The organism is Parabacteroides sp. AF19-14 (assembly GCF_003635485.1).
Lineage (GTDB): Bacteria > Bacteroidota > Bacteroidia > Bacteroidales > Tannerellaceae > Parabacteroides > Parabacteroides distasonis.
The window spans coordinates 69,685-86,949 of the sequence record NZ_QTMJ01000018.1; the positions used below are offsets into that span (position 1 = coordinate 69,685).

Consider the following 17,265-nt stretch of genomic DNA (forward strand, 5'->3'; position numbering starts at 1 on the left):
ATTTTGATCTGGCGGAAATGTATGGAACGGAAACCGCCCAACTGAAACGTGCGGTCAGACGTAATATAGAACGCTTTGAAGGAGATGATTTCATGTTTGAGTTAACCAAGGAGGAACTTTCAAGATGCCAATTTGGTATCTTGAACAAAGGAAGAGGTAGTAATTTCAAATATAAGCCTTTTGCTTTCACGGAATTAGGGGTGGCTATGCTTAGTAGTGTGCTAAATTCTAAAACTGCCATAGAAATCAACAGAAACATTATGAGAGCCTTTGTCGCTATTCGGAATTATACCTTACAAGCTACCACTAGTTCCATCGAAATTAAAGAACTACAAGAACGTATCAAATCTCTTGAAATGGCTAATGAGGAAACCCTTTGCGCTATCAATGATCTCAGTGAAGATACCCAAAAGTCTTTGGATGATATTTACATAGCTCTTTCCGAACTGGCTACAAAGAAAAAGAACAATGCTAAAAGACCTAAAATTGGTTATATCAAATAAAGTAAACTAATAAGTTCTTATACTATGGAATTACAAGCGATACAAAACAAGATTTATGAGATCAGAGGGCAAAAAGTCATGCTGGATTTTGATCTGGCGGAAATGTATGGAACGGAAACCGCCCAATTGAAACGTGCGGTCAGACGAAACATAGAACGCTTTCCTAATGATTTTATGTTCACATTAACAATTCAAGAATTTAACAACTTGAAAAACAATATGGTATGCCAAATTGGCATCTCAAAGAAAGGAGGTAACCAATATGCTCCATTCGCTTTCACGGAGCAAGGTATAGCAATGCTTTCTTCTGTACTCAGATCCGATACAGCCATTAAAGTCAATATCTCTATCATGCGTGCTTTCGTCGGCATACGACAAATAATAAGTTCTTCCTCCCCTTTGCTTGAACTCCAACAAGAAGTAAAGGAACTCAAAGCGTATATCGAAGAAGCATTTGCCGATTACAACGACATCAACGAAGATACCCGTACGCAACTTGAGCTAATCAATCTGTCACTCGCTGAGTTACAAGCGAAAAGAACCGAGAATCAATCTCGCCCCCGGATTGGTTACGTGAAATAAACAGTTCATGTAAATAACTCATATAAAATAAATAAATTCACTAACTTTGTGGCCTTAAATAGAAAACGATACAAAAACGATAAACGATCATGGAGTACAATTTCAGAGAGATTGAGAAGAAGTGGCACGACTACTGGATTGCCGAAAAGGTTTATAAAGTCGAAAAGGACACGAATAAGCCTAAATACTATGTATTGGACATGTTCCCCTATCCTTCCGGTGCGGGATTGCACGTTGGCCACCCGCTCGGTTATATAGCTTCTGATATTTATTCGCGTTTCAAACGTTTGCAAGGTTTTAACGTATTGCACCCGATGGGTTACGACGCTTACGGACTACCCGCCGAGCAATACGCCATCCAGACCGGACAACATCCGGAGATCACGACAAAGAATAATATAGCCCGTTATCGGGAGCAATTGGAAAAGATCGGTTTCTGCTACGATTGGAGCCGTGAGATCCGTACCTGCGATCCCGAATATTACAAATGGACGCAATGGGCCTTCATCCGGATGTTCAACAGCTACTACTGCAACGACGAGAAGCAAGCCCGCCCGATCAGCGAGTTGATACAGGCTTTCGAGACCAGTGGTACGGAAGGTCTGAACGTAGCTTGCGGAGAGGAACTTAGTTTCACCGCCGATGAATGGAAAGCCAAGAGCGATAAAGAAAAACAAGAGATATTACTCAACTACCGGATCGCTTATCGTGGCGAGACCATGGTAAACTGGTGCGCCGCCTTGGGTACCGTATTAGCGAACGATGAGGTCGTGAACGGTGTTTCCGAGCGTGGAGGCTATCCGGTGGAACAAAAGATCATGCGCCAATGGTGCTTACGTGTATCCGCTTACGCGCAACGCCTGTTGGACGGATTGGATACGATCGACTGGACGGATTCCTTGAAAGAGACCCAAAAGAACTGGATCGGACGCAGCGAAGGTGCCGAGGTTCGCTTCAAGGTAAAAGACAGCGACAGGGAATTCACGATCTTTACGACCCGTGCCGATACGATGTTTGGTGTTACCTTCATGGTATTAGCTCCGGAAAGCGAATTGGTTCAACAATTAACTACGGCAGACCAAAAAGCGGAAGTAGACGCTTACCTAGATCGCACCAAGAAACGTACCGAGCGCGAGCGCATCGCCGACCGTCAGGTAACCGGTGTATTCAGTGGTTCCTACGCTATTAACCCGTTTACGGGCGAGGCGGTTCCCATCTGGATCAGCGACTATGTATTGGCCGGCTACGGTACGGGAGCGATCATGGCGGTTCCGGCGCACGATAGCCGCGACTACGCTTTCGCGAAGCATTTCGGACTGGAAATCCGCCCCTTGGTGGAAGGTTGCGACGTAAGCGAGGAAAGTTTCGATGCCAAGGAAGGTATCGTATGCAATTCTCCGAGAGCCGGCGTTACTCCTTATTGCGATCTTTCCTTGAACGGACTGACGATCAAGGAAGCGATAGCCGCTACCAAGAAATACGTAAAAGATCACGATCTGGGACGTGTGAAGATAAACTACCGCTTGCGCGACGCTATTTTCAGCCGCCAGCGTTATTGGGGCGAACCGTTCCCGGTATATTACGACGCCGATGGCATGCCTCAGATGTTGCCGGAAGAATGTCTGCCCTTGTTGCTGCCGGAAGTAGATAAATTCTTGCCTACCGAGACGGGCGAGCCTCCATTAGGACACGCCGTTAAATGGGCTTGGGACACGGTAAACCAAAAAGTCACCGAGGTATCGAAGATCGATAACCAGACGATCTTCCCGCTGGAGCTTTGTACGATGCCGGGCTTCGCCGGTTCTTCCGCTTATTATTTGCGCTATATGGATCCGCGTAATGATAAAGCCTTGGTAGCTAAAGACGTGGATGAATATTGGAGAAACGTGGATTTATATATCGGTGGTACGGAACACGCTACCGGCCACTTGATCTACAGCCGTTTCTGGAATAAGTTCTTGTTCGACTTGGGTATCGTTTGCGAGGAAGAGCCGTTCAAGAAATTGATCAACCAAGGTATGATCCAAGGACGGTCGAACTTCGTGTACCGCATCAACGGAACCAATAAATTCGTTTCCTTGAACTTGAAAGACCAATACGAGGTCACCCCTATCCACGTAGACGTAAATATCGTATCTAACGATCTGTTGGATATAGAGGCTTTCAAGAACTGGCGTCCGGAATACAACGACGCAGAGTTCGTATTGGAAGATGGTAAATATATCTGCGGATGGGCGGTCGAGAAGATGTCCAAATCCATGTTCAACGTAGTGAACCCGGATATGATCGTTGAGAAATATGGTGCCGATACCCTACGTTTGTACGAGATGTTCCTAGGCCCGCTGGAGCAATCCAAGCCTTGGGATACGAACGGTATCGACGGCGTACACCGTTTCTTAAAGAAGCTTTGGGGCTTGTTCTTCGGCAATACGGATACCCTGCAAGTTACCGATGCCGAGCCTACGGCCGACGAATTGAAATCCTTGCATAAGCTGATCAAGAAAGTAACGTTCGACATCGAGCATTTCTCATACAACACGTCCATTAGCGCCTTCATGATTTGCGTGAACGAGTTAACGAGCTTAAAATGCAGCAAGCGCGCCATCTTGGAGCCGCTGATCACCTTATTGGCTCCGTTCGCTCCCCACATCACGGAAGAGCTATGGCATCAATTAGGACATGATACGACCATCTGCGATGCCCAGTGGCCGGAACATAACGAAGAGTATCTGGTAGAAAAATCAGTTACCTACGTCATCTCATTCAATGGTAAAGCCCGTTTCAACCTCGAACTTCCGGCAGATATCTCCCGTGAAGACGCTGAGAAGGCGGCCTTGAGCCATGAGAACTCAGCGAAGTGGATGGAAGGCAAGACCGTTAAGAAGGTAATTGTCGTTCCCGGCAAAATCGTTAATATCGTAGTGGGATGAACTTAAAACTCACAAAAATCTATTTTTCCGTACAGGATTATCTAATGATCCTGTTCGGAACTTTATTATACGGATTCGGATTCAACGCCTTTATCCTTTCCAACGAGATCGTGACAGGTGGGGTAAGTGGTATCTGTGCGTTGATCTTCTTTGCCTCCAATGGATTGATCCCGGTATCCGTATCTTATTTTGTCATCAACGTAGCCTTGTTGGTGGTAGCCTTAAAGATCCTTGGTCTAAAATTCTTGATAAAAACTATTTTCGGAGTTTTCTCACTCTCGGCTTCTCTCTCTCTCTTCGAGTGGCTGCTGAAAGGACAACCTATACTGCACGACCAGCCGTTTATGGCTATCATAATCGGAGCGTTCATGTGTGGTGCCGGACTAGGATTGGTATTCTCGGCGAACGGTAGTACCGGAGGTACGGATATTATCGGTGCGGTAATCAATAAATATAAGAATATATCGATCGGACGTATCCTTCTGTTTTGCGATTTCTTCATCATCAGTTCCTCTTTCTTCCTGTTCCATAACGTGGACAAGATCGTTTTCGGTTTCGTGGAGATGGTCATAAGCAATTACGTTCTCGACATGGTATTGAACGGTAACCGCCAATCCGTACAATTCCTCATCTTCTCCCAGAAGTACGACGAGATAGCAGATCGTATCATCCATGAGTTAGGCCGTGGCTGCACGATACTAGACGGTGAGGGCGGTTATTCCCGCAAACCCGTCAAAGTAGTCGTACTACTCGCCAAGAAATCCGAATCCGTCTCCATCTTCCGGATCGTGAAGCGGATAGACCACCAAGCGTTCATCTCCCAAAGCATCGTCCGAGGGGTATATGGTGAGGGGTTCGATCAGATAAAGACTTAAAAAAGAATATACAAACAATTTAAAGCATTTCCATACGTTATATATCTACCGTATAGAAATGCTTTCTTATTTAATAGATTACGAAATATGAAACTTGTATTCGCGACAAATAATCAACACAAACTGGACGAGGTCCGCAAGATAACCGCCGGATACGCGGAAATCATAAGTTTATCCGATATAGATTGCCATGACGATATCCCCGAGACGGCAGATACCTTAGAGGGAAATGCTTTGCTAAAAGCCCGCTATATCAAGGAGAAATTCGGATATGATTGTTTCGCTGACGACACGGGATTAGAAGTCGAGGTATTGAATAATGCTCCGGGAGTCTATTCGGCTCGTTACGCAGGAACAGGGCACGACTCGGAAGCTAATATGAACAAGCTGTTGTCCGAAATGAATCATAAAGAAAACAGAAAAGCACGTTTCCGCACGGTCATAGCTCTAGTCCTTGACGGAAAAGAATATACCTTCGACGGTATCGTGAATGGCTCTATCACTACCGAAAAACGCGGAGATAGCGGATTTGGATACGATCCTATATTCATGCCTGATACCTATACACAAACTTTCGCCGAGATGGGTAACGATACAAAAAACCAGATCAGCCATCGTGCGAAAGCCGTCATGAAGTTAACATCATTTTTATCTGATTACAATTGTTAATATGAGACATATACTTACTATCATTCTATTTTCATTCTTTTCATTCACTGTATTAGCCGTGAATTTTAATACAACCGGATGGAAAACGTATCTTTCTTACAATAACACAAACAGCGTAGAGGAATCGAACGACCAAGTATTTGTGGTAGCGGAAGGATCTCTTTATACGTATGGAAAAGAAGATAATAGTATTAAGCAATATTATAAAGGAAACGGATTAAATGATAATACGATTTCTTTGATCCGCTATAATAAACAAACAAAATCACTCCTTATTATCTATGATAATTCAAATATAGATATACTTGAGGGAGGAGTGGCGACAAATCTACCTTATCTGTCGACCAGTACGTCCATAAGAGACAAACAAATCAATTCAGTATTGGTACATGATGAATATGCCTATTTATCGACAGCATTCGGTATCGTCGTGATCAATATGGCCAAAAAGGAAATAAAGGATACCTACAAGCTTTCCTTAAATATAACATCGTGTGCCATACAGAATGGCAATATATATGCCTCTACAACCAATAAGGCAGAAGTATCTTCGGGGATTATATACGCCTCATTAAAAGAGAACCTACTGGATAAGGCAAACTGGAAGCCCTATGGATTATCAAACCTTTCCGATAGTCATACGATCTCAGCTATCGCTTCATTCAAGAATACCTTGTTCTACTTGGTCAGTCAGCAAGGTATCTTCTATGAAAACAATGGAGAGCTTTCCCGAATAATAAATAGCTCAACCCTAAAATACATGAAAGTAATAGGCGAAAAATTAGCATGTATAGATAACTCAAGGGTTTTCATCGTATCCGATACGCAAAAGTTTGACCAAATAAACTTAAGTATCAATGATATCAGTACCTATCAAGCAGACAAATATTGGATAGCGGAAGGAAGCAAAGGGCTACGTTCTATCCAACGGAAAGGCTCAAATAGTTTTGAGGCTCTTAATGAACCTATCATTTTAGACGGACCTTACAGCAATAGCGCATTCGATATTGTTTGTAAAAATGATAAAGTATATATGATCATAGGAGGTAAAGACCTCCTAAATGGTAAGCGCTTCGACAAAGGAGGTTATATTCTTACATACGATTATGATAAATGGTCTTTTATCGATCCTAAAGAAGCCCAAAAGAAACTCAATTTACCAAGAAATCCACGAGACTATACAAGTATAGCCGTAACGACCGATGATTCTAATGATGAAATCGTATACGCCTCTTCCATGGGTGATGGCGTTATCCAATATAAGAATGGAACTCCCGTCCAGTCATACAATGAAAAGAATGCCTTTAAAGAAACCGCAGGAGGCTATGGGTCCGGTTATTGTTATATAGATGGACTGGCCTTTGATAAAAATGGAAATTTGTGGATGACAAGCTCAGAGGTTAACCATGCGGTACTTGTTCTTGACAAAGCAGGAGCATGGCATCGTTTGGATATCGAACAACTTAGAGGAGTTTATACAATAAACGATATACTTATAACCTCCACTAACGACAAATGGATTTATGTGCCTCGTAACACCCCTAAACTTGTAATGATACCGAATAGCGAGTCTTTAGACGAAGTTTCCTCGTATGAGTTTACTACACTTATTGATACCGACGGAAAAGAATTGACTCCTAGTAATTATACATGCGTAGCCGAGGATAAGGATGGATATATCTGGGTTGGTACGAATCGGGGAGCCGTATATTTCACTAAACCTAGGATCTCTTCCGCTGAGGATAAAGCCGCTACACGTTGTACAAGGGTAAAATATACCAATGAGGAAACTGGCAATCTCGCTTATTTCTTAGATAACGTTGTCGTCACGACCCTAAAAGTAGACGCAGGTAATCGAAAATGGATTGGAACCAAAGGAAATGGCGTCTATGTTCTAGATAATGATAATGAGACAATCGTTTATCAATTTAATACGACCAATAGCCCGCTCCTTTCCGATAACATATACGATATAGAGATAAACGATAAGACCGGTGAAGTTTTTATCGGTACCGATAAAGGACTAAATTCCTATCAAGGAGAAGCTTCGGAAGGTAAATCTGATTACTCGGAGATCTACGCATATCCTAATCCGGTACGTCCCGAACATATGGATAAAGTAACGATTGTAGGATTAATGGATAATTCGAATGTAAAAATCACGGATTTAAACGGAAATATTATTTATCAAACTAAATCCTTGGGGGGGCAAGCTATCTGGAATTGCCGGAACGCAAACGGATCACGTGTAGCGACAGGCGTATATCTTGTACTAGCTTCCACGGAGGAAGCCTCAGAGAGCGTCGTAACAAAAATCATTGTAGTCAAATAGAACAATGAATCAATCAGAGAAAGTTTTACTCAACTCCAGATTAATAAATCAAGTAAAAGAAGCGAATAATTTTGATTTTATTCGCTTCTTTCTTGCGTATTCTGTCATGTTCAACCATTTCAGCACACTGACAGAGACAGATCCTTTTTGGTTTGTTAGCGGAGGATTTCGAGTGAAAGGTTTCTTTATTATTAGTGGATTTCTTGTTATGTTTAGCTTCTTACGTACGCCTAATACCCGGATTTTTTTCCGTAAACGTATTCAACGTATTATGCCCGCCTACAGCTTGACTATTTTATTATGTGCCTTAATCGGATTATTCCTTACCTCTTTATCCTGCAGGGAATACCTCACCTCTTCTAGCTTATACACCTATCTTATCTGTAATTTACTTACATTTAACTTTTTATCGCCGGATTTACCCGGCGTATTCGATACCAATCCTTTACAAGCGATGAATGGGTCTTTATGGACTATCAAGGTTGAATTCATGCTATATATCATTATACCCATTATCTATTGGTTACTGAAAAGATACAATAAATTGGTATGCCTACTTCTTATTTATATCTTATCTTTCATCTACTCGACAACGTGTAATTATTTAGATGATATGACACACAACCCTATTTATGAATTCATGAAAAGACAATTCCCCGGACAAATGATGTACTTTTGTTCCGGTATTATCATACTTGCCTATTTCCCTGTTTTTCGAAAATATATGAGATATTTGTTCCCTGTCAGCCTATTTCTTTTATTGGGTAGAGAGTATCTGCTGCTGAGTATTTTCGAGCCTATCGCTCTAGCCTCTATCATTATCACGGTAGCTTATGGATTCAAGTGGTTACATGTATTCAATCGGATGGGAAATTTCTCGTATGGTATTTTCTTGATTCATTTCCCGATCATCCAAATATTCATTCATTACGGACTTGATCGGTATAGCTTTATATTGACATTGGCTCTTACCACTATCCTTAGCACCGGATTGGGTATGTTATCCTGGAAATACATAGAGAAACCTTGTTTATATCATCCTAAAAAGAAAAAACAGATGAACGCAATGATCGGATGATCTGATCTGTTATCTTCTCCGCTCCTTTCCGGTTCGGATGGATAGCATCATAAAAATCCGACGTATCCAATAGCTCCATACAGTCGACGATAAGGATAGAATCAAACATTTGAGTAAACATTCGCAAAGCTCGTTGTTTCTCCGCTACTGTAAAAGCTGTTATATCCGGGTTATACGGCATGACAACCAGACAATAAATAATACCCCTATCCCTAAAATAAACGGAAGAACGCTCTATCAACCTTTTCCATTCAGGAGTAATCTGATATGCCTCGAATTTATTTTCTTCATTCTGTTCTTCTACTTTCCGTTTATAGACAGATTCATTTCTATCAGACATCGTAGAGTTTGGATAACGTAAATCAGAGGTTATAATTCCGGGGATAACATCATCATCCAACTTATTACGCAGATAAGTAGTCAAGCCGGAGAATAAACAATTTCGAGCCACATAATTATAGTATAAATTCGGTTCACTTAAAGTTTTTTCTAAAGCAGGAAGTAATTCACAGGTAAAACCATCCATTTTATATCCATACATATGTAGAGCTACCCGGTTGGGATCATCCAATTCGATCGGGCCACGTAATTGATCTAAATCCACACACTGTACAACTACTTGCACAGAAGATGGTAAATAGGAATAATACAAGGCACTCTCACTCAATCTCTGACCAGTAGAGGTAAGATTATATACACAGGGATTTCCTCGCAACTCTGCTTCTAACTTGTATCCGTTCACACCACTCATACCGCGGCTATTACCTAAAATAACAAGATCCGGACGCTCTTCCGGATTATTTAATGTACTCCATATAAGTCGTGTTCGTACGTAGTCGTTAGGCAATAATCGATAGAGATAGGGAGTGATCTGATTGAACAAAAACAACAAGATCCCCAGAAACAACAGGAATCTTATCATACTCTTTATTTGTTTATGCGTTGGTTTCATACTTGCTAGAATTGAAAATAAATAAAGCTAGAAGCGTTATTTCCGAAGAAATATATACAAAATAAAAGGATCGCATATAAAGTATATCGTATATATATACTTCGTATTTTCCTAATATCAAATCCAAACGGCTGTTTCCGATTCATCCACTCGATCACTAACATACAAGTAATGAAAATAAGCGATAATAAAGCAGAAACATTATTGGCCCCACTTACCTTAGGCACACGGAATAAAGAAGAGGAGAACAGATCATATATATAATCGAGTGCCATTGATATATTCTCAGCCCTAAATAGAATCCATCCGATCACCACGAAGCCAAATGTAACCAACATAGACACAACGTTTGATGGTATCAACCTTATCTTTACATATTTCTTTAGTATCAACAATGCTATACATAGCAAACCATGGTAAACACCCCAAGCCACAAATGTCCAGTTCGCTCCATGCCAAAGACCGCTCAAGAAAAATATGATCAAGATATTCCGAATATGTCTAAAGAAACCATTATGGCTACCTCCTAAGGGAATATATACATAATCTACAAACCAAGTATTCAACGAGATATGCCAACGTCTCCAAAACTCGGCTATATCTAAAGAAAAATAGGGATACCGGAAATTTTGCCTCAACTGTATCCCAAACAACTTGGCTGTACCTATAGCTATATCTGAATATCCGGAAAAATCTCCATAAATCTGGAATGAGAACAAAACGGCTCCCAATAGCAAAGTACTAGCCGGGTAATTTCCATAGTTCCCGAATATGTCATCTACGACCAAGGCACAATTATCAGCTATCAGGATTTTTTTGAAAAACCCCCACATCATTTGTCGTATCCCATCTACAGCGTCGTTATACTCGAAGCTGCGAGGTCTCTCAAATTGTATCAACAGGTTAGTAGCCCGTTCGATAGGGCCAGCCACCAACTGTGGGAAAAAACTAACAAACGCGAAAAAGGAAACGATATCTCTTGTCACCGGCAATTTACCTCTATACACGTCAATCGTATAACTTAAGGCTTGGAATGTATAAAAACTAATCCCGACCGGTAATAAGAGAGAAAGCGTAGAGATGTGCAATGAAATCCCTATATAAGAGAAAGCATCTACCAAACTATCCACAAAAAAGTCGTAATACTTGAAGAAAGAGAGTATCAGTAAGTTAAATATGACATTCGCAACCACGATACCTTTATCGAACCAGCGAGGTATCTTCCCGGCCCTCGCACGTACTTCCTCTATTCCTATCCCACTCAGCCAACTACAGAAAGAGGTAAGGGCTATCAATGCCAAGAACCGGTAATCCCACCACCCGTAAAAAAGATAACTAACTACGACTACAAATAAATTCTGTAGTCGTAGTCGCTTTCCGAAGACAAGCCAATACAATAAAAATACGATTGGCAAATAAATCAAATATTCAATCGAATTAAATAGCATAATAACCGCGAAGATATAATACTAATGCTTTATACCCTCAAACATCTCCGAGCGATCTTCTTTCGCTTGGGTGGATTTAGCCTTGAAACTATTAAATGTCCAACTCAACGTCAACGTGATTTGTGGATATTTGGGTTTGATACGTGTCAGGGAACGTAAATCTGCCGTTTGGATATCGCTGATATATTTGGCAGAACGGAAAATATCCCGGAAAGCTAAGGTAGCGGTTAGTTTTCGGTTACATAGTTGCTGACGGACGGCTACGTTCGCGTACCAATAAGCGTCCGTACGGCCCTGCGTCGTTACGGAAGGGCCTACAAAACTACCATCCAATTGGATACGTGTGTACTTCCCCAGATTAAACAGGTTATTCCATAGGATATCGTAATTGGTGCTAGAGGTCGTATTTCCACCGGCGGCCTGTTCGTTCTTCACCTTATAGTGATAAACGTTTCCATTGACCGTGGTATTCCACCAGCGCACCGGATGCAGGCTGACGCTTAGCTCGATACCCGTCGAGTAATCATGTCCTACGTTCGCCATCGAATCCAAGGTTACACCAGCTGAATAGGGAACACGCAACCGCTCGATCTTATCCTTCCGATACCGATGAAAGGCGGTGGCGGATACCGTGTTTTCCCCGAAACTCTTCCGGTAGTTCAATTCAAAGGAGTTGATGTACTCCGGACGTATATCCGGATTACCGATCTCGGCCGTATAAAAGTCGCGATACGTGATATAAGGCTCCATATAGAAAAGCTGCGGACGTGTGGTACGACGGGAATAGGAAGCCAACAAACGATGCTCATTCGGGAACGTATAGCCCAAATGCACCGATGGGAAAAACTCAAAACGATTCTTCGTACGATCCGCTCCCTCCACGGAACTTCGCAAGACCGTATGCGTATGCTCTCCCCGAACGCCGGCTTGCGCCTCTAAATTCTTCCACGTATGGGAAAGAATCGTATAGATAGAATTCACCCCTTCTTGAAAATAAAACGTGTTGTAGATATCGTCACGCCAAAAGAACGTTTGTCCCTTGGGGTCCCACCATTCCATATTGTAATCGCCGTCTTCCAGATAAGAATAATATTGGTAACCCGCCTCTAGCTTACCTCCTTTCCCGAAAGGCAAGGCGTAATCCAGATTGATACGCATCGTTTCCCGGTGCTCGGCCTCATAAGCACGGTGCCCCTGTTGGCGTTGCCCTTCCAAGGACATCAAGTCGTTAAAGAAATATTCCAAGGCATGGCCGCCATATTTGTAATAAGCACTACCGGAAAGCTCGTGTCCCTTATCGTTGAACTTATGCTGTACCGCCAGACTTCCCAAACCTATATTCTCATCATTATCATAATCATCTATGCTTCGATAATCTTCCGTCACCGGAGAGCCGCCCGCTACCGAACGGGTTTCCTTATAGTTCATCTCTCCCTTACGCTTATTTCCGCCATAGCCGCCCTCCAGATCCAACGCGATGGTTGTCTTGGGAAGATTCAGGCTCCAACCGCCTTTCATCGTATAATGATAGCTGTTTCCCGTACGAGGCCCGACGGAATGCGAGGTAGTGGTCTGATCGCCCACCACCGTCATCTTCTCTTGGTCGAAATCACTCTTGCGCAACCGGTCTGTCCACTGTCCGCCGATGTACCAACGGGAACGCTGATGTTGCTGTGCCAACAAGAAATCGACATGGCGGGAAAGCCACGTACTTCCCGAGAGATTCACCATCCCACTCAATCCCCGCTGGGAATGCTTCTTCGTGATAATATTAATGATACCCACGTCGCCTTCCGTATCATGCTTGGCGGAAGGTGTCGTGATAATCTCTATATTCTCTATATGCCCGGCCGGGACTTGCTCCAAAGCCTGTGTACCCGAGAAGACACTCGGCTTACCATCTATGTAAACCAAAAAGCCGCTGCTTCCACGAAAAGTAACATCGCCTTCCGCGTCTACCCGTATGGAAGGCGTATTCTCTAATATATCCACGGCGGAACCGCCTCCTCCCATCATATTAGAAGAGGCCTCGACCACTTTCTTATCCAACTTATAAACCAATTGGCGTTTCTCGGCCACTACCTCCACTTCGGCGATACCTACCTCCAAAGGACTCATCATCAACTTACCTAAATCCACCGGAGACGAGGCATCCAAGATGATATCATTCTTTGTAAACACATCATATCCCATCAGACGGACCATGACCACATAATTACCCGGAGCCACCTTAGTAAACGAGAAACGTCCTTGATCGTCCGGAAAAGTCTGTTGCAAAGGTTTTTCACTTCCCATCGTAAACAGAAATATATCCGCATAATTAATCACTTGATTCGTAGAGGCATCTATTAACTGCCCCTTAATACGGGCATCCGGAGAAGTAGCCCACGAGAGCGCACAAATCACCCATAATAAGGCCAACATTAGTCCTATCTTTTTCATGATATTGAGAATTACAATTAGATTTCTACACAAAAGTAACTAAATTCAGAATGTTACGGTAATTAATAGCGATCATTCTTGATATATTCTTTCCCGGGATCGTCCGAGTTCGAGTAGCGAAGCAGATGGTTTCTTCCTAGCGAAACAAAAGTTTCTATATGGGAAAACAGAAGTTTCTTCAGTACAAAACTTTAGTTTTCTTCTATGAAAACAAATGTTTTCCATGTGTAAAACTTTTGTTTTATACCATAAAAAACCACAAATACTTATATATTAATATTTTATCTATATAAAGAAAGGAAGAAAAACGGACTGATTATATACGTAGAGTGTAGAAAATTCCTTTGACGGCATGGCAAAGACACTTACTAAAAGCGGGAAATGATGGTAGATAAAGACTTACTATTGTAGATGTTTTCCTATCTACAACAATAGGATAAATATTTTAAAATCAAATAATTATAAGGATAGTTGTAGATATTGTACATAATTTTGATTATTTACATATAATAGACCGGGCTTAGCTTTTATATCACTCAAGTCCGGCCTATCGGTTGAGACCTATCCCGTATTTGTTTGGATCAGAGTCCCAGCTTCTCAGAGATCTCCAACATCTTCTTGATCGGTTTGATGGCCTTCTTCTGTACCTCCTCGTCCACGAATATCTCCGGCATCTCGAACTTCAAGCAATTATATAGCTTCTCCATCGTGTTCAAGCGCATGAAATTACATTCGTTGCAAGCGCAAGTACTGTCGTTCGGAGGAGCCGGGATGAATTCCTTATCCGGACTCTGCTTGCGCATCTCGTGAATAACGCCACTTTCCGTCGCTACAATGAATTGTTTCGCGTCGGACTTAATGGTATGCTTCAGCAAAGCCGCGGTCGATCCTACGAAGTCTGAGACCTGTATAACCGGCTGCTTGCATTCCGGATGGGTGATTACTTCCGCGTTCGGGTACTGTTTCTTCAAAGATAAGATCTTCTCCAATGAGAATTGCTCATGCACGTGGCAAGCGCCATCCCAAAGCAACATATTACGTCCCGTGATGTTATTGATATAATTACCTAAGTTACGATCCGGGCCAAAAATCATCGGTGTACCTTCCGGGAAGCTCTCCACGATCTGGCGGGCGTTCGTGGAAGTAACCACCACATCCGTGACCGCTTTCACGGCGGCGGTCGTATTCACGTAAGAGATTACCGTATGACCGGGATGTTGCTTGACGAACTCGGCGAACTCCGGAGCCGGACAACTATCCGCCAAGGAACAACCGGCATTCAAGTCCGGTACCAGCACTTTCTTATCCGGACAGAGGATCTTCGCCGTCTCTCCCATAAAGTGAACCCCACAAAGCACGATGATATCCGCCTTCGTCTTAGCCGCCCATTGTGCCAAGGCCAGACTGTCTCCCACATAGTCCGCTATATCTTGTATATCGCCTGTTTGATAGTAATGCGCCAAAATAATCGCATTCTTCTCTTTACGTAACTTGTCGATCGCTTCCTTAAGGTCTAAATCCTTAGGAACGGGCGCATCCATGTACCCGATTGATTGGTTTGTCAACATAGCCTTATATATTAATGATTCCTGTTTCTACTGCTCCCAATAGGCTTTTCACTATATATAAACAATATTATCCACAGAAAGTATTACTGATAATCTTCATCTTATCTAGTTTATCAACCTATTGTTCACAAAGCACAAAGGTATAAACTTTCTTCATTTATAGAAATAACAAGAAAGATTCTTATCTTTGCTGTCGATGGATGAGCTGTCGTGAACCATCAAGAGTTATCCACAATCATTATATTATATTCTTATTAATCTTTAATTTTAAAAATAAATATGATGAATATGATAGGCTGTTGAAATGGTTAATACATTTTTGTTACAATCTTTGGTTATTGACTTATTAAAGTCTGTGAACGGTTTATCAAAAGGATACCAACAGCATGGATGTCTATCTATAGATTGTAATTCTTATAGTTATAGACTTTATGAATATTTAGCTGTTTATTGTTGATAACCTTGATTGTGAAAAAATAGATCCTCCAGCAAGGCTGTCAATAGGTGTATAAGGGCTGTTGATAGCGCGTAATAAATAAGTGGCTTATTCATTTGCTAATTTGAGAAAGGGGGGTGTATGGACAAGTATTTGAATAAAGCAAGAAATATTTTTCATTTTATGTCCACTACTTATTAATAGCTTTTCAACGGCATATCCACGGATATTCGCTACTTTCGCGGTCAAAGATATTTGTTATGCGAAAATTAAAAGTAACCGAATTGAACCGCCTGACTCTTGAGGCTTTTAAGGAAAGTAAGAAGATACCTTTAATCGTTGTCTTAGACCATATTAGAAGTCTAAACAACGTGGGTTCCGTGTTTCGTACCTCCGATGCTTTCCGGGTAGAGGCTATTTATCTTTGTGGTATTACGGCTTGCCCTCCGAATGCGGAGATCCATAAGACCGCCTTAGGAGCGGAAGAAACCGTAGATTGGGAATATTTCAAGGATACCCCGGAGGCTGTTGATAAACTGCGCCAAGAGGGGTATACGGTATGTGCCGTGGAGCAAGCGGAAGGTAGTGTCATGTTAGATAACTTGCAGTTAGACAAGACAAAGAAATACGCTATCGTCATGGGTAACGAGGTAAAAGGCGTTCAACAAAATGTGGTTGATAACTGTGATATATGTATTGAAATACCTCAATACGGTACAAAGCATTCCTTGAACGTATCGGTTACTACCGGTATCGTGATCTGGGATTTTTTCAAGCAACTATCAGATTAAACCATTCTCAACCAATACGACGACCCGTTCGGTCATGGCATCTTTACCTTTCGGGTCGTATTCCGATTTCAGACTGGCTCCGAACATTCCGGCGAAGAAATTCCAAAAGCCCGCACGGAAACTTCCCAGATAGGCTTTCAATAAATTGTAACTGGATTGATTACATTCCCTATCGATCAGTTTGATAAGTAGCTTACCTTGCGAGAAGGATAATTTTTTTAGTTCCGGTTTATATTGGGCGAACAACTCTTTCTCCATCCGTTTCAAGTGGGCTTGGCGGGCCTTGTCATTCGGTAAGGTTTCCATGTATTCGTAGGTCTCTATCAACGTATCATACACCATCTTGGCATAGGGCAAAGTACGCTTTACGTCTCGTACCAACTTATTGTACTTCGCTTGTTCACGCTTATTCTTAAACTTAACTTGAGGATATATGAAAACTTCCCGAAGGTTGACGACAGCCATTGTATCACCTTCATACAGTTGAGCTTTCTGATAACCTTCCGGAACAATATTTGTCTTTACCGCCTGCGCCATCCCTTTAAAGCTACAGAGAGCGAGTAGAGCCAAAATACAATATATCCCTTTTCGTATCATATACCGCGAAAATATAAATACTGCGTGACTCTCAGCATCATTTATCTGTTAATAACTTGCTA

The 17,265-nt window shown here is 42.1% G+C and carries 13 protein-coding genes; 8 read left to right on the plus strand and 5 right to left on the minus strand.

The window, feature by feature from the left end; all coding sequences use genetic code 11:
* From DWX33_RS16580 to DWX33_RS16610, 7 genes are all read left to right on the plus strand, one after another.
* The coding region (locus tag DWX33_RS16580; RefSeq protein ID WP_233570196.1) for an ORF6N domain-containing protein at window positions 1-503 on the plus strand (503 nt) is incomplete at its 5' end.
* Window positions 504-527: 24 nt separating this feature from the next.
* A complete protein-coding gene (locus DWX33_RS16585; protein WP_008778931.1) occupies window positions 528-1,085 on the plus strand; it encodes an ORF6N domain-containing protein in 558 nt (185 codons plus the stop codon).
* An 89-nt stretch (window positions 1,086-1,174) separates the two neighbouring features.
* Window positions 1,175-4,015, plus strand: coding sequence for a leucine--tRNA ligase (gene leuS, locus DWX33_RS16590; RefSeq protein WP_005863756.1), 2,841 nt, complete (start codon window positions 1,175-1,177; stop codon window positions 4,013-4,015).
* Complete coding sequence (locus tag DWX33_RS16595; protein WP_011967102.1) at window positions 4,012-4,890, plus strand: YitT family protein; 879 nt, start codon at window positions 4,012-4,014, stop codon at window positions 4,888-4,890. Before leuS ends, DWX33_RS16595 begins: the two co-directional genes overlap by 4 nt.
* Before the next feature lie 87 nt (window positions 4,891-4,977).
* Window positions 4,978-5,559 carry a non-canonical purine NTP diphosphatase gene (locus tag DWX33_RS16600; RefSeq protein WP_009016536.1) on the plus strand — a complete coding sequence of 194 codons (582 nt, stop codon included), beginning with the start codon at window positions 4,978-4,980 and terminating at the stop codon, window positions 5,557-5,559.
* A gap of 1 nt (window position 5,560) precedes the next feature.
* Window positions 5,561-7,891: a T9SS type A sorting domain-containing protein gene (locus DWX33_RS16605; protein WP_122380695.1), complete on the plus strand. Its 2,331-nt coding sequence runs from the start codon at window positions 5,561-5,563 to the stop codon at window positions 7,889-7,891.
* A gap of 4 nt (window positions 7,892-7,895) precedes the next feature.
* Window positions 7,896-8,969, plus strand: a complete 1,074-nt coding sequence (locus tag DWX33_RS16610; protein ID WP_122380696.1) for an acyltransferase — start codon at window positions 7,896-7,898, stop codon at window positions 8,967-8,969.
* Here DWX33_RS16610 and DWX33_RS16615 read toward each other — a convergent pair.
* From DWX33_RS16615 to nadA, 4 genes are all read right to left on the minus strand, one after another.
* The gene (locus DWX33_RS16615) at window positions 8,932-9,891 is read right to left on the minus strand and encodes a hypothetical protein (RefSeq protein WP_233570197.1); all 960 of its coding nucleotides are present in this window, start codon (window positions 9,889-9,891) and stop codon (window positions 8,932-8,934) included. The two genes, DWX33_RS16610 and DWX33_RS16615, sit on opposite strands and share 38 nt — an antisense overlap.
* A 35-nt stretch (window positions 9,892-9,926) precedes the next feature.
* On the minus strand, window positions 9,927-11,369 hold the full coding sequence (locus DWX33_RS16620) for an MBOAT family protein (protein WP_005863744.1): 1,443 nt from the start codon (window positions 11,367-11,369) through the stop codon (window positions 9,927-9,929).
* Window positions 11,370-11,390: 21 nt separating this feature from the next.
* Complete coding sequence (locus DWX33_RS16625) at window positions 11,391-13,811, minus strand: TonB-dependent receptor (protein WP_122380698.1); 2,421 nt, start codon at window positions 13,809-13,811, stop codon at window positions 11,391-11,393.
* 581 nt (window positions 13,812-14,392) lie between these two features.
* On the minus strand, window positions 14,393-15,379 hold the full coding sequence (nadA, locus tag DWX33_RS16630) for a quinolinate synthase NadA (protein ID WP_122380699.1): 987 nt from the start codon (window positions 15,377-15,379) through the stop codon (window positions 14,393-14,395).
* A 696-nt stretch (window positions 15,380-16,075) separates the two neighbouring features.
* Here nadA and DWX33_RS16635 point away from each other — a divergent pair.
* A complete protein-coding gene (locus DWX33_RS16635; protein WP_122380700.1) occupies window positions 16,076-16,606 on the plus strand; it encodes an RNA methyltransferase in 531 nt (176 codons plus the stop codon).
* Here the strand turns inward: DWX33_RS16635 and DWX33_RS16640 are convergent.
* Window positions 16,598-17,203 (minus strand): DUF4294 domain-containing protein, encoded by a 606-nt coding sequence (locus DWX33_RS16640; RefSeq protein WP_008778681.1) that lies wholly within the window; start codon window positions 17,201-17,203, stop codon window positions 16,598-16,600. The genes DWX33_RS16635 and DWX33_RS16640 overlap by 9 nt on opposite strands.
* Window positions 17,204-17,265 lie beyond the last annotated feature (62 nt).

What these genes read in the sequence shown, in the direction of transcription:
- DWX33_RS16625 (WP_122380698.1), bottom strand. Translation starts at nt 13,811, where the DNA reads ATGAAAAAGATAGGACTAATGTTGGCCTTATTATGGGTGATTTGTGCG.
- DWX33_RS16605 (WP_122380695.1), top strand. Translation starts at nt 5,561, where the DNA reads ATGAGACATATACTTACTATCATTCTATTTTCATTCTTTTCATTCACT.
- DWX33_RS16615 (WP_233570197.1), bottom strand. Translation starts at nt 9,891, where the DNA reads ATGATAAGATTCCTGTTGTTTCTGGGGATCTTGTTGTTTTTGTTCAAT.
- DWX33_RS16610 (WP_122380696.1), top strand. Translation starts at nt 7,896, where the DNA reads ATGAATCAATCAGAGAAAGTTTTACTCAACTCCAGATTAATAAATCAA.
- nadA (WP_122380699.1), bottom strand. Translation starts at nt 15,379, where the DNA reads ATGTTGACAAACCAATCAATCGGGTACATGGATGCGCCCGTTCCTAAG.
- leuS (WP_005863756.1), top strand. Translation starts at nt 1,175, where the DNA reads ATGGAGTACAATTTCAGAGAGATTGAGAAGAAGTGGCACGACTACTGG.
- DWX33_RS16595 (WP_011967102.1), top strand. Translation starts at nt 4,012, where the DNA reads ATGAACTTAAAACTCACAAAAATCTATTTTTCCGTACAGGATTATCTA.
- DWX33_RS16640 (WP_008778681.1), bottom strand. Translation starts at nt 17,203, where the DNA reads ATGATACGAAAAGGGATATATTGTATTTTGGCTCTACTCGCTCTCTGT.
- DWX33_RS16620 (WP_005863744.1), bottom strand. Translation starts at nt 11,369, where the DNA reads ATGCTATTTAATTCGATTGAATATTTGATTTATTTGCCAATCGTATTT.
- DWX33_RS16600 (WP_009016536.1), top strand. Translation starts at nt 4,978, where the DNA reads ATGAAACTTGTATTCGCGACAAATAATCAACACAAACTGGACGAGGTC.
- DWX33_RS16585 (WP_008778931.1), top strand. Translation starts at nt 528, where the DNA reads ATGGAATTACAAGCGATACAAAACAAGATTTATGAGATCAGAGGGCAA.
- DWX33_RS16635 (WP_122380700.1), top strand. Translation starts at nt 16,076, where the DNA reads ATGCGAAAATTAAAAGTAACCGAATTGAACCGCCTGACTCTTGAGGCT.